Annotated in this window: 19 protein-coding genes; 14 read left to right on the forward strand and 5 right to left on the reverse strand. The window is 73.2% G+C overall.

Annotated features, from left to right (window positions below):
• The first annotated feature begins 119 nt into the window (after positions 1-119).
• The 6 genes from pyrH to dxr all read left to right on the forward strand — a co-directional run bounded on the left by pyrH (position 120) and on the right by dxr (position 5,230).
• A complete protein-coding gene (gene pyrH, locus CFLA_RS07505; protein WP_013116718.1) occupies positions 120-875 on the forward strand; it encodes a UMP kinase in 756 nt (251 codons plus the stop codon).
• Positions 876-939: 64 nt separating this feature from the next.
• A complete protein-coding gene (gene frr / locus CFLA_RS07510; protein WP_013116719.1) occupies positions 940-1,497 on the forward strand; it encodes a ribosome recycling factor in 558 nt (185 codons plus the stop codon).
• Positions 1,497-2,339: a phosphatidate cytidylyltransferase gene (locus CFLA_RS07515; protein ID WP_013116720.1), complete on the forward strand. Its 843-nt coding sequence runs from the start codon at positions 1,497-1,499 to the stop codon at positions 2,337-2,339. Before frr ends, CFLA_RS07515 begins: the two co-directional genes overlap by 1 nt.
• A gap of 35 nt (positions 2,340-2,374) precedes the next feature.
• Positions 2,375-3,502 (forward strand): dual-specificity RNA methyltransferase RlmN, encoded by a 1,128-nt coding sequence (rlmN, locus tag CFLA_RS07520; RefSeq protein ID WP_013116721.1) that lies wholly within the window; start codon positions 2,375-2,377, stop codon positions 3,500-3,502.
• Positions 3,499-4,053, forward strand: coding sequence for a DivIVA domain-containing protein (locus CFLA_RS07525; protein WP_013116722.1), 555 nt, complete (start codon positions 3,499-3,501; stop codon positions 4,051-4,053). The genes rlmN and CFLA_RS07525 overlap by 4 nt, the downstream gene beginning before the upstream one ends.
• Positions 4,054-4,075: 22 nt before the next feature.
• Positions 4,076-5,230 (forward strand): 1-deoxy-D-xylulose-5-phosphate reductoisomerase, encoded by a 1,155-nt coding sequence (dxr, locus tag CFLA_RS07530; RefSeq protein WP_013116723.1) that lies wholly within the window; start codon positions 4,076-4,078, stop codon positions 5,228-5,230.
• Positions 5,231-5,244: 14 nt separating this feature from the next.
• Here dxr and CFLA_RS07535 read toward each other — a convergent pair whose 3' ends face one another.
• Genes CFLA_RS07535 through CFLA_RS07545 form a run of 3 tightly spaced genes read right to left on the reverse strand, consistent with a single transcriptional unit; the run spans position 5,245 to position 8,458 of the window.
• Complete coding sequence (locus CFLA_RS07535; protein ID WP_013116724.1) at positions 5,245-6,633, reverse strand: NAD(P)/FAD-dependent oxidoreductase; 1,389 nt, start codon at positions 6,631-6,633, stop codon at positions 5,245-5,247.
• Positions 6,618-7,994 (reverse strand): aspartate aminotransferase family protein, encoded by a 1,377-nt coding sequence (locus tag CFLA_RS07540; RefSeq protein ID WP_013116725.1) that lies wholly within the window; start codon positions 7,992-7,994, stop codon positions 6,618-6,620. The genes CFLA_RS07535 and CFLA_RS07540 overlap by 16 nt, the downstream gene beginning before the upstream one ends.
• The gene (locus CFLA_RS07545; RefSeq protein WP_043600163.1) at positions 7,991-8,458 is read right to left on the reverse strand and encodes an Lrp/AsnC family transcriptional regulator; all 468 of its coding nucleotides are present in this window, start codon (positions 8,456-8,458) and stop codon (positions 7,991-7,993) included. The genes CFLA_RS07540 and CFLA_RS07545 overlap by 4 nt, the downstream gene beginning before the upstream one ends.
• Before the next feature lie 204 nt (positions 8,459-8,662).
• On the opposite strand from CFLA_RS07545, the gene CFLA_RS07550 reads away from it, so the two are divergent.
• From CFLA_RS07550 to CFLA_RS07585, 8 genes are all read left to right on the forward strand, one after another.
• Positions 8,663-10,105, forward strand: a complete 1,443-nt coding sequence (locus CFLA_RS07550) for an aminobutyraldehyde dehydrogenase (RefSeq protein WP_013116727.1) — start codon at positions 8,663-8,665, stop codon at positions 10,103-10,105.
• 236 nt (positions 10,106-10,341) lie between these two features.
• Entirely contained in the window at positions 10,342-11,547 is a 1,206-nt protein-coding gene (locus CFLA_RS07555; RefSeq protein ID WP_013116728.1) for a polyamine ABC transporter substrate-binding protein, read from the forward strand.
• Positions 11,548-11,584: 37 nt separating this feature from the next.
• Positions 11,585-12,736 (forward strand): ABC transporter ATP-binding protein, encoded by a 1,152-nt coding sequence (locus tag CFLA_RS07560; RefSeq protein ID WP_013116729.1) that lies wholly within the window; start codon positions 11,585-11,587, stop codon positions 12,734-12,736.
• The gene (locus CFLA_RS07565) at positions 12,733-13,659 is read left to right on the forward strand and encodes an ABC transporter permease (protein ID WP_013116730.1); all 927 of its coding nucleotides are present in this window, start codon (positions 12,733-12,735) and stop codon (positions 13,657-13,659) included. The genes CFLA_RS07560 and CFLA_RS07565 overlap by 4 nt, the downstream gene beginning before the upstream one ends.
• The gene (locus CFLA_RS07570) at positions 13,656-14,438 is read left to right on the forward strand and encodes an ABC transporter permease (RefSeq protein WP_013116731.1); all 783 of its coding nucleotides are present in this window, start codon (positions 13,656-13,658) and stop codon (positions 14,436-14,438) included. The genes CFLA_RS07565 and CFLA_RS07570 overlap by 4 nt, the downstream gene beginning before the upstream one ends.
• Before the next feature lie 118 nt (positions 14,439-14,556).
• Positions 14,557-15,873: a M50 family metallopeptidase gene (locus CFLA_RS07575; protein ID WP_013116732.1), complete on the forward strand. Its 1,317-nt coding sequence runs from the start codon at positions 14,557-14,559 to the stop codon at positions 15,871-15,873.
• Positions 15,874-15,986: 113 nt separating this feature from the next.
• Positions 15,987-17,123, forward strand: a complete 1,137-nt coding sequence (gene ispG, locus CFLA_RS07580; protein ID WP_187291350.1) for a flavodoxin-dependent (E)-4-hydroxy-3-methylbut-2-enyl-diphosphate synthase — start codon at positions 15,987-15,989, stop codon at positions 17,121-17,123.
• A 74-nt stretch (positions 17,124-17,197) separates the two neighbouring features.
• Positions 17,198-18,100 carry a GNAT family N-acetyltransferase gene (locus tag CFLA_RS07585; RefSeq protein WP_013116734.1) on the forward strand — a complete coding sequence of 301 codons (903 nt, stop codon included), beginning with the start codon at positions 17,198-17,200 and terminating at the stop codon, positions 18,098-18,100.
• A gap of 17 nt (positions 18,101-18,117) precedes the next feature.
• On the opposite strand, the gene CFLA_RS07590 is transcribed toward CFLA_RS07585, so the two are convergent.
• A complete protein-coding gene (locus CFLA_RS07590; protein WP_013116735.1) occupies positions 18,118-18,516 on the reverse strand; it encodes a hypothetical protein in 399 nt (132 codons plus the stop codon).
• Between the two features lie 68 nt (positions 18,517-18,584).
• Positions 18,585-19,475 carry an Fpg/Nei family DNA glycosylase gene (locus tag CFLA_RS07595; RefSeq protein ID WP_013116736.1) on the reverse strand — a complete coding sequence of 297 codons (891 nt, stop codon included), beginning with the start codon at positions 19,473-19,475 and terminating at the stop codon, positions 18,585-18,587.
• Between the last annotated feature and the right edge of the window lie 36 nt (positions 19,476-19,511).

Raw genomic sequence — 19,511 nt, forward strand, 5'->3', positions numbered from 1 at the left:
GTGGCCCCGGCCCACGAGGGCCGGGGCCACCGCCGCACCGGGCGCCCGCGGTCCGCCGGGCGACCCGCGCCGAGCGAGCGGCCACGCGCCACGCGGCGCACGAGCGAGGTGGAGGACACGTGAGCCAGCAGCCGTCGTCGCAGGAGACGCACCGGGGGACGCCGGAGGGTGCGCGCCGCGTGCTCCTCAAGCTCTCGGGCGAGAGCTTCGGGGGTGGTGCGGTCGGTCTGGCGGTGCCGGTGGTCCGGCGTATCGCCACGGAGATCGCGCAGGCCGTGAGCAACGGCGTGCAGGTCGCGATCGTCGTCGGTGGCGGCAACTTCTTCCGCGGTGTCGAGCTGCAGGTCAGCGGCATGGACCGGGCCCGCGCCGACTACATGGGCATGCTGGGCACCGTCATGAACTGCCTCGCGCTGCAGGACTTCCTCGAGCAGGCGGGCGTGAGCACGCGCGTGCAGACCGCCATCACCATGGGACAGGTCGCCGAGCCGTACATCCCGCTGCGGGCGATCCGGCACCTCGAGAAGGGCCGCGTCGTCATCTTCGGTGCCGGCGCCGGGATGCCGTACTTCTCGACCGACACCGTCGCCGTGCAGCGCGCCCTGGAGACGCACTGCCAGGAGGTCCTCATGGGCAAGAACGGTGTGGACGGTGTCTACACGGCCGATCCGCGGCGCGACCCCGACGCGCGCAAGCTCGACCACCTGACCTACACCGAGGCGATCGTCGGCGAGCTCGGCGTGATGGACACCTCGGCCCTGAGCCTGTGCCGCGACAACGACGTGCCGATGCGTGTCTTCGGCCTGGAGGACGAGGGCAACGTCACGCGTGCGCTCGAGGGTGAGAAGATCGGCACGCTCGTCACCGCGAGCTGAGCACGGAGCGCCCCGCCCGCGGCGGTCGGCGCCCAGGTCCCACGACACAGACGAAGGAGCACCGGTGATCGACGACACACTCCTCGAGGCCGAGGAGAAGATGGACAAGGCCGTGGAGGTCGCGAAGGAGGACTTCGCGGCGATCCGCACGGGCCGGGCGAACGCGGCGATGTTCGCCAAGATCTTCGTCGACTACTACGGCGCGCCGACGCCGCTGCAGCAGCTGGCGTCCTTCAACGTCGTCGAGGCGCGCACCATCCTCGTCTCGCCGTTCGACAAGTCGTCGACCACGGCGATCGAGAAGGCCCTGCGCGACTCCGACCTGGGCGTCAACCCGACGAACGACGGCAACGTCGTACGCGTCGTGCTCCCCGCCCTCACGGCCGAGCGGCGCAAGGACTTCGTCAAGCTCGCCAAGTCGAAGGCGGAGGACGCCCGGATCTCCGTGCGCTCCGTGCGCCGGCGCGCCAAGGAGGAGCTCGACCGCATCGCCAAGGACGGCGAGGCCGGCGAGGACGAGGTCGCCCGCGCGGAGAAGGAGCTCGAGGTGCTCACCAAGAAGCACGTCGAGCTCGTCGACCAGCTGCTCGCCTCCAAGGAGAGCGAGCTGCTCGAGGTCTGATGACGCAGCTCGCCGCACCCCGCAAGACCGGAGCGGGCCGGGACCTCCCGGCCGCGGTCACGGTCGGCGTCGTGCTGCTCGGTCTCGTCGGCGCGTCGCTGTTCATCCGCAAGGAGGCCTTCGCGGCGCTCGCCGTCATCGCGGTCGCGGCCGCGATGTGGGAGCTCGCGCAGGCCTTCTCGCGGCGCTCCGTCCACCTGCCGCTCGTGCCGCTGGTCGTCGGATCGGCCGGCATCCTCGTGTCCGCGTACGTCGCGGGGACCGAGGCGCTGTTCGTCGCGTTCCTGCTGACGGTGGGCGGCGCGGTCGTGTGGCGTGTGCTCGACGGCAGCGGGGAGGCGGCGCTGCGCGACGCGTCGGCCGCGACGTTCGCCGCGGCGTACCTGCCGTTCCTCGCCGGGTTCGTCATGCTGCTCCTCGCCGAGCCGGACGGGCCGGCGCGCGTCGCGCTGTTCGTGCTGCTCGCCGTCGCGTGCGACACCGGTGGCTACGTGGTGGGGTCCCTGCTCGGGCGCCACCCGCTGGCACCGTCCGTGAGCCCCAAGAAGTCGTGGGAGGGCCTGCTCGGCTCCCTCGTGCTCACGAGCGTCGTCGGTGTCGTCGGCGTCCAGACGGTCTTCCAGGGCGAACCGCTGGTGGGCGCGCTGCTCGGTGTCGGCGTCGTGGCGAGCGCGACCCTCGGCGACCTGGCCGAGTCCATGATCAAGCGTGACCTCGAGCTCAAGGACATGGGCCGCCTGCTGCCCGGGCACGGCGGCGTCCTCGACCGCCTCGACTCGCTCCTGCTCACTGCACCGACCGTGTGGGTGCTCCTCACCGTCCTGCAGCCGGCCGCCGGCTGAACGCCCCTCACCACCTTCGGAAGGAGGCGCCGACCGTGAACGCCACCCCCGTACGTCTCCAGCTCACCGCGACCTCCCGCGGAGCCCGCGGCAAGCCGCCGCGTCACTTCGTCGACCTCACCCCCGAGGAGCGCGTGGCGGCGGTGACGGCGCTCGGCGAGAAGCCGTTCCGCGCCAAGCAGCTCGCGACGCACTACTTCACGCACCTGACGTCGGACGCCGACGCGATGACCGACCTGCCGAAGGCCAGCCGGGACACGCTCGTCGCCGACCTCTTCCCGGAGCTGCTGACGACGAGCCGCACGCTCACCGCGGACCACGGCACGACGGTCAAGACGCTGTACCACCTGTTCGACGGTGCCAAGGTCGAGTCGGTGCTCATGCGCTACGCCAACCGCACGACCCTGTGCGTGTCCTCCCAGGCGGGCTGCGGCCTGGCGTGCTCTTTCTGCGCGACGGGCAAGATGGGCCTGCTGCGCAACCTGTCGACCGCCGAGATCGTCGAGCAGGTGCGGCAGGCGGCCCGCGCGCTGGCGGACGGCGACGTCCCCGGCGGGCCGACGCGACTGAGCAACGTCGTCTTCATGGGCATGGGCGAACCCCTGGCCAACTACAAGGCCGTCATGGCGACGGTGCGTCGGCTCGTCGCACCGGCGCCGGACGGCCTCGGGATGTCGGCGCGCAACGTCACGGTGTCGACCGTGGGCCTCGTGCCGGCGATGGACCGGCTCGCCGGCGAGGGCATTCCCGTGACCCTCGCGCTGTCCCTGCACGCACCGGACGACGAGCTGCGCAGCGAGCTCGTCCCGGTGAACACGCGCTGGAGCGTCGACGAGGCGCTCGACTCCGCGCGCCGCTACTTCGACGTCACCGGTCGGCGGGTGTCGATCGAGTACGCGCTGATCCGCGACGTCAACGACCACGCGTGGCGCGCGGACCTGCTGGGCGAGAAGCTCGTCGCCCGCGGCACCGGCTGGGTGCACTGCAACCCGATCCCGCTGAACCCCACACCGGGTTCGCGCTGGACGGCGAGCGATCCGCAGGTCGAGGCCGAGTTCGTGGCACGCTTGCGAGCGCACGGGGTTCCCACGACGATCCGGGACACCCGCGGCAGCGACATCGACGGCGCGTGCGGCCAGCTCGCCGCGGAGGAGGACGAGTGAGCGACGGCATGTTCCGCACGGTCTCCGGGCTGCGTCGCGGTTACGACCCGGACGAGGTCGACGAGTTCTTCGCTCACGCGCGCTCGGTGTACGAGCAGGGACCAGCGACGGCGCTCTCGGGCACCGACGTCCGCCAGGTGGCGTTCGACCTGGTCCGCGGCGGGTACGTGACCGCAGCGGTCGATGCGGCCCTCGACCGGCTCGAGGCCGCGTTCGTCGCGCGTCACCGCTCGCAGTTCGTCGCGGAGCGCGGGCAGGCCGCGTGGATGGAGCACCTGGGCACCCAGGCGCGCACGCTGTACGGCCGCCTCGGGCGCCCCGACGGTGACCGTTTCGCGCCCCCCGAGGGTCGCAAGCCCGGGTACGAGCCGGCGGACGTCGACGAGCTGTGCCACCGACTCGTCGCGTACTTCGACACCGGGGCGCCCCTGACGGCTGCCGAGGTGCGGGCCACCACCTTCCGGCGCCGCAACGGGCGCAACGGCTACGCGGAGGGACCCGTCGACGCGTTCGTCGCGCGCGCGGTCGAGGTCCTGCTCGGCGTCGAGTGAGCACCACCCTCGGGGCGCGCGCATGAGCCGGTCGGTCGTCGTGCTGGGCTCCACCGGCTCGATCGGCACCCAGGCGCTCGAGATCATGGGCCCGCGCGCGGGCGACTTCAGCGTGGCGGGCCTCTCGGCCGGCGGCGCCCACGTCGACCTGCTCGTGGCGCAGGCGCGTGCGCACGCCGTGCCGGTCGTCGCGGTGGCCGACACCGCCGCGGCAGCCGCGGTCCGCGAGGCGCTCCCGGGCACGCGAGTGCTGGCCGGGCCCGACGCGGCGGCCGAGCTCGCCGCGTCCGGCGCCGACGTCGTCCTCAACGGGATCACGGGATCGGTCGGCCTGCTGCCCACGCTCGCAGCGTTGCGCGCCGGCAGCACGTTGGCGCTCGCGAACAAGGAGTCCCTCGTGGTCGGCGGTGCGCTCGTGCACGCCGCCGCGGTCCGGCCCGACCAGATCGTGCCGGTGGACTCCGAGCACTCGGCCATCGCGCAGGCGTTGCGCTCGGGCAGCGAGCGAGAGGTGCGCCGGCTGGTGCTCACGGCGTCCGGTGGTCCGTTCCGCGGGTGGACGGCCGAGCAGGTCCGCACCGCGACCCCGCAGCAGGCCCTCGCGCACCCGACGTGGTCGATGGGCCCGGTCGTCACGGTGAACTCGGCGAGCCTGATGAACAAGGGTCTCGAGCTGATCGAGGCGCACCTGCTGTTCGGCGTCCCGGTGGAGCGGATCGCGGTGGTGGTGCACCCCCAGTCCGTCGTCCATTCGATGGTCGAGTTCGTCGACGGCTCGACGATCGCGCAGGCCTCGCCGCCGGACATGCGGCTGCCGATCGCGCTCGGTCTGGCGTGGCCCGACCGCGTGCCCGGCGCAGCGTCGGCGTGCGACTGGACGACGGCGACGTCGTGGACGTTCGAGCCGCTGGACGAGGACGTGTTCCCGGCGGTGGGCCTCGCACGCCGGGCGCTCGCGGCGTCGGCCACGCACCCGGCGGTCTACAACGCCGCGAACGAGGAGTGCGTGGACGCGTTCCTCTCGGGGCGCATCGGCTTCGGGCAGGTCGTCGACACGGTGGCGTCGGTGCTGGACGAGCACGACGGGACCCCTGCCGGGTCGCTGACCCTCGACGCGGTGCTCGCGGCCGAGCGGTGGGCGCGCACGCGCGCGCACGAGGTGCTCGCCACCGGCTGACCGCCTCGCGTCGCTCAGCCTCCGGTCAGCGGTGCCAGCGCGGGCTGCAGGCGGCTCGTGCGTCCGGTCCGTCGCTCGGTGCGGTCCGACCAGGTGGTGGCCCACCGGGCCGCGGTGATCCCTGCCCAGCGCAGCGGCTCCGGCTCCCAGGCCGGCGAGCGGTGGCCCACCCAGGGCAGCCGGGTGAGCGCGGAGTCGGCTCCGGTGACCAGGTCCGCGAGAGTCCGCCCGGCGAGGTTCGATGCCGCGACCCCGTCGCCTACGTATCCTCCGGCCCACCCGATCCCCGTGTCGCGGTCCAGCCCCACGGACGGGTGCCAGTCGCGGGGGACGCCCAGCGGCCCGCCCCACGTGTGCGTCACCGCGTGGTCGGCGACCTGCGGGAACAGCTCGACGAGCGCGCGGCGCAGGTGCGCGTGCACGCGGGGCACGCGGTCGTGCTCGGGCGCGACGCCCGCCCCCAGGTGGTACGGCGCGCCGCGTCCCCCGAACGCGAGGCGGTCGTCCGCCGTGCGCTGCCCGTAGACGACGAGGTGACGGGCGTCGGTGAACGTCTCGCCCCGCTCGAGCCCGATCTGCGCCCACACGTCCGCGGGCAGCGGCTCGGTGGCGATCATCAGCGAGTACACGGGGACGACGTGCGGTCGGCCGCGGGTCAGCCCCGCCGTCCACGCCTCGGTCGCGCGCACCACCCAGCGGCACCGCGCCGTCCCGCGGTCGGTGACGACCGCTCGCGGGGAGACGCGCAGCGCGCGCGTGCCCTCGGCGATGCGGGCTCCGCGCTGCTCGACGACCCGTGCGAGCCCGTGCGCGAGCCGCGCGGGCTGCAGACGCGCGCAGTCGGGGGTCCACGCACCGGCGAGCACGCCCGACGCGCGCACGTGCTCCGCGACGCCGTCGGGGTCGAGGAGGTGGGCCTCGTCGCCCCAGCGCTGCGCCTGCGCGACCTCCTCGGCGACCCGCTCGACCTGCGGTGCCGTGCGGGCCAGCGTGACGGTGCCGCCGTACCGGAAGTCGCAGTCGACCTGCTCGGCAGCGACGACGCCGCCGACCTCGACCACGGTGTCCCGCAGGGCGGCCCGCATCGCGTGCGTCGCGTCGGCGCCGTGACGACGCGCGAGCGCGTCGGCGCCGACGGGGAACAGCGCCGAGCACCAGCCGCCGTTGCGCCCGCTGGCGCCGTACCCGGCGACGTGCGCGTCGACGACGAGCACGTCGAGCGAGGGGTCGACCTCGAGCAGGTAGTACGCGGTCCACAGGCCGGTGTAGCCACCGCCGACCACGACGACGTCCGCGGTCGTGTCGCCGTCCAGGGGTGGGCGGGGGTGCCCGGCGTCCGGGTCGTCGGCCACGACCTGGTCCCACCACAGGGAGACGTCCGCGAGGGTCACAGGCGCGCCCATGCGTCGGTGAGGACACCCCGCAGGATCTGCTCGATCTCGTCGAACTGCGCGGGCCCGCACGTCAGGGGAGGTGCGAGCTGGACGACGGGGTCGCCGCGGTCGTCGGCGCGGCAGTACAGGCCTGCGTCGTAGAGCGCGGGGGTCAGGAAGCCGCGCAGCAGCCGCTCGGACTCGTCGTCGTCGAACGTCTCGCGGGTGACCTTGTCCTTCACCAGCTCGATCCCGTAGAAGAAGCCCTCGCCGCGCACGTCGCCGACGATCGGCAGGTCGAGGAGCCGCTCGAGGGCGGCACGCAGCACAGGGGCGTTCTCGTGGACGTGGTCCACGACGCCCTCGGCCTCGAAGAGGTCGAGGTTGGCCATGGCGACGGCGGCCGACACGGGGTGGCCGCCGAACGTGTAGCCGTGCGCGAAGCTCGTGGTGCCGCGTGCGAACGGCTCGTAGACGCGGTCGGACACGAGGCACGCGCCGATCGGCGAGTAGCCCGAGGTCATGCCCTTCGCGCACGTGATCATGTCGGGCTGGTAGCCCAGGTCGTCACACGCGAAGATCGACCCGATGCGACCGAACGCGCAGATGACCTCGTCGGACACGAGCAGCACGTCGTGCTCGTCGCAGATCTCGCGCACGCGCTCGAAGTACCCGGGCGGGGGCGGGAAGCACCCGCCGGCGTTCTGCACGGGCTCGAGGAACACGGCGGCGACGGTCTCGGGGCCCTCGAACTCGATGGCCTCGGCGACACGGTCCGCAGCCCAGCGGCCGAAGGCCTTCGGGTCGTCGCGCAGTGCCTCGGGCGCGCGGTACGCGTTGGTGTTGGGCACCTTGTGCGCGCCGGGCACGAGCGGCTCGAACGGCGCCTTGAGCTCGGGCAGCCCGGTGATCGCCAGCGCCCCCTGCGTCGTGCCGTGGTAGGCCACGGCACGCGAGACGACCTTGTGCTTGCCCGGGCGGCCCCGCAGCTTCCAGTACTGCTTGGCGAGCTTCCACGCCGTCTCGACGGCCTCGCCGCCGCCGGTCGTGAAGAACACGCGGTTGACGTCGCCCGGCGCGTGCGACGCGAGGCGCTCGGCCAGGTCGATCGCCTGCGGGTGCGCGTACGACCACACCGGGAAGAACGCGAGCTCGCGGGCCTGGGCGGCCGCGGCGGCGGCCAGTTCCTCGCGCCCGTGGCCGAGCTGCACGACGAACAGGCCGGACAGGCCGTCGATCAGCCGGTGCCCGTCCGCGTCCCAGACGTGGTGGCCCTCGCCCCGCACGATCGTGGGAACGCCCTGCGCCCACGCGCTCTGCCGCGTGAAGTGGCCCCACAGGTGGTCACGGGCAGCGCTCTGGCGGTCGGTGCCGCGCGGTGTGGTGCTCATCGGGTTCCCCAGTTGTAGAGCTGCTTGTGCAGCCGCAGGTACACGAACGTCTCGGTGCTGCGGACCCCGGGCAAGGCCCGCACCCGCTCGTTGAGCAGCGCGAGGAGGTGCTCGTCGTCCTCGCACACGACCTCGACGAGCACGTCGAAGGACCCCGCGGTGACGACGACGTAGTCGACCTCGGGCACGGCCGCGACGCGCTCGGCGAGCTCGTTGAGGTCGCCGTCGGCACGGATCCCGATCATCGCCTGGCGGCGGAACCCGACCTGCAGCGGGTCGGTCACGGCGACGATCTGGATGACGCCCGACTCCTGCAGGCGCTGGACACGCTGACGCACGGCCGCCTCGGACAGGCCGACGGCCTTGCCGATCGTGGCGTACGGACGGCGTCCGTCCTCCTGCAGCTGCTCGATGATCCCCTTGGCCGCCGCGTCGAGCACGACGGCGCGGTCACGCTGCGTCATGGAGTCGATCGTGGTGGTCACACCCCGGCCGAGGCAAGTGATTCCGTGTTGCCATCGCGTGTCGACACGCGGATCCGCGTCCCGACCGCGTGTCGATCATGGAATCCGGTGCGAGCAGGCCGGAGTGCTACCGCCGGCGGGGCCGTCCCGCTACGGTTCCCGGGACGAACCGCCGCACACCGGGCGTCACCCAGGAGGAGGACCGTGACCGAGCACGCGCCGATCGAGCTCAGCAACGTCGTCGACGGGAAGGACGTCCCGGCGCGTGACGGCGCGACCACGGCCGTCGTCGACCCGAGCACCGGTCAGGAGTATGCGCGTGCGCCGCTGAGCGGGTCCGCCGACGTCGAGGCCGCCTACGCCGCGGCCGACCGGGCCGCCGCGGGCTGGGCGCGCACGACCCCGGCGGCGCGGCAGTCGGCGCTGCTCGCCCTGGCCGACCTCGTGGACGCGCACGCCGACGAGCTCGTCGCCGCCGAGTCGCGCAACACCGGCAAGCCGCTGCACCTGACCGCGACCGACGAGGTGCCGCCGTGCGCCGACCAGCTGCGCTTCTTCGCGGGCGCTGCGCGCGTCCTGACGGGGCTGTCGGCGGGCGAGTACCTCGAGGGTCACACGTCCTGGCTGCGCCGCGAGCCCGTGGGGGTCGTCGGGCAGGTCACGCCGTGGAACTACCCGCTGATGATGGCGGTGTGGAAGATCGCACCGGCGCTCGCGGCCGGCAACACGGTCGTCCTCAAGCCGTCCGACACCACGCCGGTGACCACGGTGATGCTGGCGCGGCTCGCGGCGCAGGTGCTGCCGCCGGGGGTGCTCAACGTCGTGTGCGGCGACCGGGACACGGGGCGCGCGCTCGTCGCGCACCCGCGCCCGGACCTCGTGGCGATCACGGGCTCGGTCCGCGCGGGCGCCGAGGTCGCCCGGGCGGCGGCCGACGGTCTCAAGCGCGTGCACCTCGAGCTCGGGGGCAAGGCGCCGGTGCTCGTCCTCGACGACGCCGACGTCGCCGCGGCGGCGGAGGGGATCGCGGACGCGGCCTACTACAACGCGGGTCAGGACTGCACGGCGGCGACGCGTGTCCTGGTGCACGCGCGCGTGCGCGACGACCTCGTCGCGGCGCTCGCGCAGGCCGCACGCTCGCGGCGCACCGGACGCCCGGACGACCCGGACGTGGCCTTCGGGCCGCTGAACAACTCGACGCAGCTCGAGCGCGTGACGGGTTTCCTCGAGCGGTTGCCGGACCACGCTCGCGTGGTGGTGGGAGGGACGCGGCCGCAGGGCCCGGGGTACTTCCTCGAGGCGACGGTCGTCGAGGGCCTGCGGCAGCAGGACGAGGCCGTGCAGGAGGAGATCTTCGGGCCCGTGGTGACCGTGCAGTCCTTCGGTGACGAGGACGAGGCGCTGCGCCTGGCGAACGACGTGCGGTACGGCTTGGCGGCGTCGGTGTGGACACGGGACCACGCCCGGGCGCTGCGTCTCTCGCGCGCGCTCGACGTCGGCGTCGTCTGGGTCAACACCCACCTGCCCTTCGTCGCGGAGATGCCGCACGGCGGCTTCAAGAGCTCCGGGTACGGCAAGGACCTGTCGCTCTACGGGCTCGAGGAGTACACCCGGCTCAAGCACGTGATGTCCGCGTTCGGCGGGTAGCAGGTCGGGACGAGGGGGCGGGTCCGGAGCGTGGGCGGTCGTGTCAGAGGGGTGGGTCACACCCGTAACATGTGCGCGCCGTCACACCCTCGCACCGCGGTCTCCGTCGTGAATGCTCCGGGACTGCAAACGTTTCGTTGCGCAGGACGTGCGGCGCGACGGATTCCTTGTGCGGCCACCACCCGGTGCGCCACGATCCACGCGGGCCGCGTCACGGTCCGCGCGAGAGGAGCGAGATGAGCAGCGACCGACGTGCCCTCCCGGCCGACCCACGCGTGCGCGAGCTGGTGAAGCAGGCCCGGGGCGTCTCCCGGCGCCGCTTCCTGGCGGGGGCGGCGGGCGCCGCCGGCGCCGCGGCCCTGCTCGGCGCGTGCGGTACCGCGGGCCCGAGCCGGGCCGGGACGGGCGACTCGTCGACAGGTCCGCTGCGGTGGGCGAACTGGACCCAGTACCTCGACCAGAACGAGGACGGCACCAGCTTCCCCACCCTCGAGGCCTTCGAGGAGCGGACGGGTATCGCGGTCGAGTACTCCGAGGACATCGAGGACAACGACTCGTTCTACGGCAAGATCTCGCAGCAGCTCGAGAACGGTCAGGACATCGGCTACGACGTCGTCACCCTCACGGACTGGATGACGGCGCGCTGGATCCGCCAGGGGTACGTCGCCGAGCTCGACCGCACCCGCATCCCCAACGCCGCCAACATCCTGCCCAACCTCGACGGCGTCGACTTCGACGACGGCCGCAGGTTCTCGCTCACGTGGCAGTCCGGCTTCGCGGGCATCGCGTGGGACACGCAGGCCATCCCGGAGGGGCTGCGGTCGGTGTCGGACCTGTGGGACCCGAGGCTCAAGGGGCGGGTCGAGGTGCTGTCGGAGATGCGCGACACCATCGGCCTCATCATGCTCGAGAACGGCATGGACCCCGCGTCGAACTGGACCACGGACGACTGGTTCGACGCGCTCGACGTCGTGCGTCGCCACCTCGACGACGGGCAGATCCGCCGGGTGCGCGGCAACTCCTACACGCAGGACCTGGCGTCGGGCGACGCGGTCGCGTGCTTCGCGTGGTCAGGTGACATCACGTCGCTCAACTACGACTACGACGGCAGGTTCGCGTTCGCGATCCCCGACGCGGGCGGCACTCTCTGGAGCGACAACCTCATGGTGCCGAGGTCGTCGGGGCGCAAGGCGCAGGCCGAGGAGCTCTTCGACTACTACTACGACCCCGAGGTCGCGGCCGAGGTCGCGGCCTGGGTCAACTACATCACGCCCGTCCAGGGCGCGCAGGAGGCGATGGCGCGGATCGATCCCGACCTCGCCGAGGACACGAACATCTTCCCGACCGCGGAGGTGCTGTCCCAGGTGCACGTCTTCCGGACGCTGACGCCGGCCGAGGAGGAGCGCTACAACGGCCAGTTCCTCTCCGTGATCGGCGCGTGAGAGCGTGACCGCGGTCGGGACGTCGCGCGCGGCGCCGATGACGGCCGTGCGCGACGAGCGCGGCGCGGCGCTCGAGCTCGCGTCGGTCACCAAGCGGTTCGGCGACTTCGTGGCCGTCGACGACCTGACCCTGACCGTGCCGTCGGGATCGTTCTTCGCGCTGCTCGGACCCTCGGGGTGCGGCAAGACGACCACGTTGCGGATGGTGGCCGGGCTGGAGCAGCCGTCCGCCGGGACCATCGGCCTCGCGGGCCGGGACGTGACCGGCGTCCCCGCCCACCGCCGCCCGGTGAACACGGTGTTCCAGTCCTACGCGCTCTTCCCGCACCTCTCGGTGCTGGAGAACGTCGCGTTCGGTCTGCGACGGCGGCGTGCGCGCCAGGTGCGGGAGCGGGCGCTCGAGGCGCTCGACCTCGTCGAGCTCGCCCATCTCGCGCAGCGTCGCCCCGCACAGCTGTCCGGGGGACAGCAGCAGCGTGTCGCGCTCGCGCGCGCGGTGGTCAACCGCCCCGCGCTCCTGCTGCTCGACGAGCCGCTCGGAGCCCTGGACCTCAAGCTGCGTCGACACATGCAGCTCGAGCTCAAGGCGATCCAGGCCGAGGTGGGGCTCACGTTCGTGCACGTGACGCACGACCAGGAGGAGGCCATGACGATGGCCGACACGGTCGCGGTCATGAACCACGGGCGCATCGAGCAGCTCGGTCCCCCCGCCGACCTCTACGAGCACCCGCGGACCGCGTTCGTCGCCAACTTCCTCGGCCAGTCGAACCTCGTGCCGGGCCGGGCGGCCGGCTCGTCGGCCGACGGCACGACGCTCGGGGTCGACGTCGGAGGAGCATGGGTCCGGGTGCCCGCCGTCCGCAGCGTGGCGTCCTCGCAGCGCGTGCTCGTGGGTGTCCGTCCCGAGAAGATCCGCCTCCTGGGGGAGGGGCACCAGCCCCGTGGGGACGAGAACGTGCTCGGTCCCGGCACGGTGGTCGACACGTCGTTCGCCGGCGTCAGCACGCAGTACCAGGTCGAGGTCGCGGGCCTCGGCCGGTTCGGCGTCTTCGCGCAGAACGTCGGAGGCAGCACGGTGCACGCGCCCGGCGACCGGGTCCTGCTGGCGTGGGACGTGCCGTACACGTTCGCGCTCGACGGCCACGAGGAGTCCGACGCGGGGACGCTCGGGCCGGACGACGAGCCGTGAGCGTCCTCACCGCGCTCGCGCGCCCCGAGCGGACCCCGGGCCCCGGGGCGGGCACGCCGCCGACCGCGGCACGGCGCGGTCACCGCAGGCTGCTCCTGCCCGGGCTCGTGTACCTCGTCGCGTTCTTCCTCGTCCCGGTCGGCACGCTGCTCGCGACGTCGTTCTACGCGTCCGTGCCGGGCGGCGAGCTCGGCCAGTACGTGCCCGCCCTGCGGTGGCAGAACTACACCGAGGCGCTCGCGCAGTTCTGGCCGCAGCTGGCGCGGTCGTTCGGCTTCGCCGCCGCGGCGACGGTGACCACGCTGCTGGTCGGCTACCCGATGGCCTACGTCATCGCGGTACGGGCGCGCGGACGCCCCGGGCTCCAGGGTGTGCTCGTCGTGCTGGTCGTCGCGCCGTTCTTCACGAGCTTCATCCTGCGCACCGTCGCGTGGAAGCAGATCCTGGCCGACCAGGGCGTGGTGGTCGCCGCCCTGCGGTGGCTGCACCTGCTGCCGCCCGACGGGAGACTGACGGCGACCGCCGCAGCGGTCGTCATCGGGCTCACGTACGCGTTCCTGCCGTTCATGGTCCTGCCGCTGTTCGCGTCGCTCGAGCGGCTCGACCCGCGCCTGCTGGAGGCCGGTGCGGACCTGTACGCGCGCCCGCTGACGGTCTTCCGCCGCGTGACGCTGCCGCTGTCGATGCCGGGCGTCGTCGCGGGCACCCTGCTGACGTTCATCCCGGCGGTGGGGGACTACGTCACCTCGTCGCTGCTCGGCGACAACCGGACGACGGTGATGGTCGGGCAGGTGATCGACGCGCGCTTCTTCCGGGTGCTCGACTACCCGACGGCCGCCGTCCTGTCCGTGGTCCTCATGGTCTCGATCCTCGTGCTCGTCACCCTCTACGTGCGTCGGGCCGGCACCGAGGAGCTCGTGTGAGGGGCGCCGGCCGCGCGGTCGTGCCGACGTTCGCCGCGCTGGGCTTCCTCTTCCTGCTGGTCCCCATCGCGTACACGGTGCTGTTCTCCTTCAACGACGGGGGCAAGACGAACCTGGTCTGGCGGGGCTTCACTCTCGACGCGTGGCGCAACCCCTGCGGCGCCCCGCGGGTGTGCTCGGCGCTCGTCGGGTCGTTGCAGGTGGGCCTCGTGTCGACCCTGCTCGCGACGGCGCTGGGCACCCTGCTGGCCGTCGGGCTGGTGCGCGGGCGGTTCCGCGGGCGGGGTGCGGTCAACCTCCTGGTGTTCCTGCCGATGGCGACGCCCGAGGTCGTGCTGGGGGCGGCGCTGCTCTCGCAGCTGCTCGCACTGCGCCTGCCCCTGGGTTTCGGCACGGTCGTGGTCGCGCACGTGATGTTCTGCCTCAGCTTCGTGGTGGTGGCCGTCAAGGCCCGCGTCGCGACGCTCGACCCGGCGCTGGAGCAGGCTGCGGCGGACCTCTACGCGACGCCCTGGCAGGCGTTCTGGAAGGTCACGTTCCCGCTGCTGCTGCCCGGGATCGGTGCCGCGGCGCTGCTCGCGTTCAGCCTGAGCTTCGACGACTTCATCGTCACCAACTTCACGTCCGGCGGCTTCGAGACGTTCCCGAAGTTCGTCTACGTCTCCGCGACCCGGGGCATTCCGCCGCAGGCCAACGTCATCAGCTCTGCGATGTTCGTGCTCGCGCTGCTCGTGGTCGTGCTGGCGCGTGTCGTCAGCAGGGCACGCGCAGCCCGCTGACGGTGCTCCGAGCGGGCGACGGAGGGGTGCGGCCGCCGGCCCGCCGGCGGACGATGACAGGTGACGGACGTACCCTGTGCGCGCAGGCGGGCCGAGCGGCCCGTGGGAGGTGGGTGTCGTGGAGGCCTTCGTCGGGGTCCTCGTCTTCGTCGTGGTGCTGCTCGGCTCGATCGCGCTGCACGAGGTCGGTCACATGGTGCCGGCCAAGCGGTTCGGCGTACGTGTCAGCCAGTACATGGTCGGGTTCGGCCCGACGCTGTGGTCGCGCACGCGCGGCGAGACCGAGTACGGCGTCAAGGCGCTGCCGCTCGGTGGCTACGTCCGCCTCATCGGCATGTACCCCACCGACGAGGCCGTCGGTGCCCCGGCGCCACGCACGTGGTGGCAGCGCGTCGCGGCGGACGCGCGTGCCGCGAGCAGCGACGAGATCCACCCGGGGGAGGACCATCGGGCGTTCTACCGGCTGTCGACGCCGAAGAAGCTCGTCGTCATGCTCGGCGGGCCCGTCATGAACCTGCTCATCGCGGTCGTCCTGCTGGTCGTCGCGTACGTCGGCATCGGGGTGCCGACGGCGAGCACCACGGTCGCGAGCGTCTCGCAGTGCATCGTCGCGCTGGACGCGCCGGCGGGCACCGCCTGCACGGACGACGACCCCGCGGCCCCGGCCGCCGCCGCGGGGGTGCGCCCCGGCGACCGCCTGGTGGAGTTCGACGGGGTCGCGGTGGAGTCGTGGGCCCAGGTCGCCGGCCTCATCCGGGACGCGGGTGACCGCACGGTCACCGTCGTGGTCGAGCGTGACGGTGCCGAGGTCGCGCTCACCGCGACCCTGGTGGTCGCCGAACGTCCCGTGACCGACGACGACGGACTGGCCGTGACGGACGGCGGTGGCCGGCAGGTCACGCGGGAGGTCGGCTTCCTCGGGGTCGGGCCGGCGGTCGAGGTCCAGCGGCAGTCCGTGGGCGCCGCCCTCGGGGTGGCGGCCGACGCGACGTGGCAGACCGCCAAGGTCGTCGTCACGCTGCCGCAGCGGGTCGCGGACCTGGTGGCCACCACGGTGGAGGGCGGCGAGCGCGACGAGACGTCGATCGTCGGGCCCGTGGGCGTCGGCCGGTTCGCCGGAGAGATCGCGGCGATGGACACCGAGCCGGTGGCCGTCCGTGCGGCGGCGCTGCTCTCGACGCTCGCGATGCTCAACCTCGCGCTGTTCCTCTTCAACCTCATCCCGCTGCCGCCCCTGGACGGCGGCCACGTCGTCACCGCGCTGTGGGAGGGTGCGCGCCGGCGTCTCGCGCAGCTGCGCGGGGAGGGGCGACCCCGGCCCGCCGACTCGGCGCAGCTCGTGCCGCTGGCGTACTCCGTGTTCGTCGTCCTCGGCGGCGTGGGACTCCTGCTGGTCTACGCCGACATCGTCAACCCGGTCCGGCTCGGCGGCTGAGGTGGACGTCCGGTGACGGCCCCGTGCGTATCCGCGTGCGCCCTGTCCCTCCCGGCGCCGTGGCGGCCGCGGGATGGGATGATGACGTCGTGAGCACCCCGATCAGCCTCGGCATGCCGCAGGCGCCTGCCCCCGTGCTGGCCCCGCGGCGAGCGTCCCGCAAGATCCGCGTCGGCAAGGTCGAGGTCGGGGGCGACGCCCCGGTCTCGGTGCAGTCGATGACGACGACCCCGACGACCGACGTCAACCGCACGCTGCAGCAGATCGCCGAGCTGACGGCCTCCGGCTGCGACATCGTGCGCGTGGCCGTGCCGAGCCAGGACGACGCCGAGGCGCTGCCTGCGATCGCGCGCAAGTCCCAGATCCCGGTGATCGCGGACATCCACTTCCAGCCGAAGTACGTCTTCGCGGCCATCGACGCCGGTTGCGCCGCGGTGCGGGTGAACCCTGGCAACATCCGCAAGTTCGACGACCAGGTCAAGGAGATCGCGCAGGCCGCCACCGACGCCGGGGTCTCGATCCGGATCGGCGTCAACGCCGGCTCGCTCGACCCCCGCCTGCTCGCCAAGTACGGCAAGGCGACGCCCGAGGCGCTCGTCGAGTCGGCCGTGTGGGAGGCGTCCCTGTTCGAGGAGCACGGCTTCCGCGACTTCAAGATCAGCGTCAAGCACAACGACCCGGTCGTGATGGTGCGCGCCTACGAGCTGCTCGCCGAGCGGGGCGACTGGCCGCTGCACCTCGGTGTGACGGAGGCGGGCCCGGCGTTCCAGGGCACCATCAAGTCGGCGACGGCCTTCGGGGCCCTGCTGAGCAAGGGCATCGGCGACACCATCCGCGTGTCCCTGTCGGCTCCTCCCGTCGAGGAGGTCAAGGTCGGCATCCAGATCCTGCAGTCGCTGAACCTGCGCCCGCGCAAGCTCGAGATCGTGTCGTGCCCCTCGTGCGGGCGTGCTCAGGTCGACGTCTACACGCTCGCCGAGAAGGTCACCGCCGGGCTCGAGGGCATGGAGGTGCCGCTGCGCGTCGCGGTCATGGGGTGCGTCGTCAACGGGCCGGGTGAGGCGCGCGAGGCCGACCTCGGCGTCGCCTCCGGCAACGGCAAGGGCCAGATCTTCGTCAAGGGCGAGGTCGTCAAGACCGTGCCCGAGTCGATGATCGTCGAGACCCTCATCGAGGAGGCCATGCGCCTCGCCGAGACCATGGACCCCGTCGAGGCGGGCGAGGGCGCGCCCGTGGTGAGCGTCGGCTGAGCGACCGGGTGAGACCTGGCGCCGGGGACCGCGAACGAGCGACAGGCCGGTGTGACGTAGGGCACAATCGGGACATGGTGGTGCCACCGACGACGACGCTCTCGGGACGCACCGGCGCGGTCGTGCTCGGCGACGGCGACGTCGCGGCCGCGCTCGCGGTCTGCGCCACCGACCCGGTCGGCTCGGTGCTGGCCGCGAGCCGCCTCGAGCAGGCCGTCGCCGGCGGCGTCCGCCGCGCCGGCGGAGAGCTGTGGGGCTACGCCGAGGGCGACGTGCTGCTCGCCGTCTGCTGGGTCGGGGCCAACCTCGTGCCCGTCCTGGGTCCGCTGGACGCGGACGTGGCGTCGCGCGCGCTGTCGGCCTTCGCCGAGCTCGGACGCTCCCGCGGGCGGCGGTGCTCGTCGATCGTGGGTCCGGCGGACGCCGTGCTCGGCCTGTGGTCCCGGCTGCGGGGCTCCTGGCCGCTCGAGCGCGAGGTGAGGGCGCACCAGCCGTCCATGGTGCTCGACGGCGACCCGCTCGTCGCTCCCGACCCGCGCGTGCGACGCTCGCGCCCCGACGAGTACGACATGGTGCTGCCGGCGTGCGTGCGGATGTTCACCGAGGAGGTCGGGTACTCCCCGGCGAGCGGTCCGGGCGGGCCCTACGAGACGCGGGTGCGTCGGCTCGTCGAGGACGGCCGCTCGTTCGTGCTCGTCGACCGGGTGGGCAGCCTGCGGCGGCCTCGCGTGGTGTTCAAGGCCGAGGTGCCGGCGGTCGCCGGTGGCGTCGCCCAGGTCCAGGGTGTCTGGGTGGACCCGGAGCGACGCGGTGAGCGGCTCTCGGAGGGCGGCATGGCGCGGGTCGCCGAGCTGGCACGGGCCGAGATCGCGCCCGTCGTCTCGCTGTACGTCAACGGCTACAACACGCGCGCCGTGCGGGCGTACCAGGCGGTCGGCTTCCGCGAGGTCGGTGCCTACGCGACCGTGCTGTTCTGAGGCGTCCGGCCCTGGCCTCAGACCGGGGACCGGACCGGCCGCAGCTGCCACCAGCGCAGCAGGACGGTCGTCACCGCGCCGGCGGCGAGGGCGACGAGCGCGGCGAGCCAGGGGAGGTCGGTGACGACGGCGCGTGCGCCCAGGGCGGCCACGACGAGGACCGCGATCACCGTGGCGAGCAGACCGACGGCGCCGAGCGAGTTCCCGAGCGGGCGGCCGTCGACGCGCCGGCGCCATCGGAGCTGGTTGCCGAGCGAGAGCAGGGTGCCCACCATCATGAGCGCCCAGGCCGCGACGCCGTGGCCCAGGGTGAGGAGTGCGAGCCCTGCGACGGAGCAGGTCTGCGTGATGCCGCCGAGCACGGCGAAGCTCAGTGGCAGCGCGTGGTCGCGGACGAGGGCGGGTGCCGCGGTCATGGCCTCACGGTAGCGCGCGTGTCGGACGGCGGCGGACGATCCGGGCGGCGACGTCACCCGTGGGCGGGTCAGCGCAGCAGGCGCGACATGCGACGGTCCGCGAGCGGCTTGCCGCCGGTCTGGCACGTCGGGCAGTACTGCAGCGAGGAGTCCGCGAACGACACCTCGTGCACCGTGTCACCGCACGGCGTGCCGTCCCACCCGGGGCAGGGCTCCCCGGTGCGTCCGTGCACACGCATGCCGCGGCGCTTGGCGTCCTTGAGCTCCGCGGCCGGGCGGCCGGCCGCGGTGGTGACGGCCTCGGTGAGGACCTCGCGGATCGCCGTGTGCAGCCTGCGCGTGCGGGCCTCGTCGTACGAGCGCGTGGGTGCGAACGGGCTCGTCCGCGCGACGAGCAGGATCTCGTCGGAGTAGGCGTTGCCGATGCCCGCGATGGTGCCCTGGTCACGCAGGAGGCCCTTGACCTGCTGGTTGCGTGCCGCGAGCAGCTCGCCGAGGCGCTCAGGGGTGAACGCGTCGGACAACGGCTCCACGCCGAGGGTGGCGATCTGCGGGACGTCCGCCGGGTCCGCGACGACGTGCACGGCGAGCCGCTTGCGCGTGCCGGCCTCCGTGAGGTCGAACCCGGAGCCGTCGTCGAACCCGACCCGCAGAGCGAGCGGGGACTTCCCCGGTCGTGCCGGTCGCTCCGGCAGCGCGTCGTACCAACGCACCCACCCGGCGCGCGACAGGTGCCACACCACGTGGAGCGTGCCGTCGGCGAGGGAGCCGACCGAGAGGTCCAGCCACTTGCCGTGCCGGGACGCCTCGAGCACGGTACCCCCGCGCAGCGCGGTCGGTGGGGGACGGAAGGTCTTGAGCGCGCTGATCGCCGCGACCTCGACGCGCGTCACGGCACGGCCGACCGCCCGCTCGCCCAGGAACTGCGCGAGCGCCTCGACCTCGGGCAGCTCCGGCACGTGTGCATCCTCGCACCGGGCGCCGACGACGGACAG

It is taken from the genome of Cellulomonas flavigena DSM 20109 (genome assembly GCF_000092865.1).
Classification (GTDB): domain Bacteria; phylum Actinomycetota; class Actinomycetes; order Actinomycetales; family Cellulomonadaceae; genus Cellulomonas; species Cellulomonas flavigena.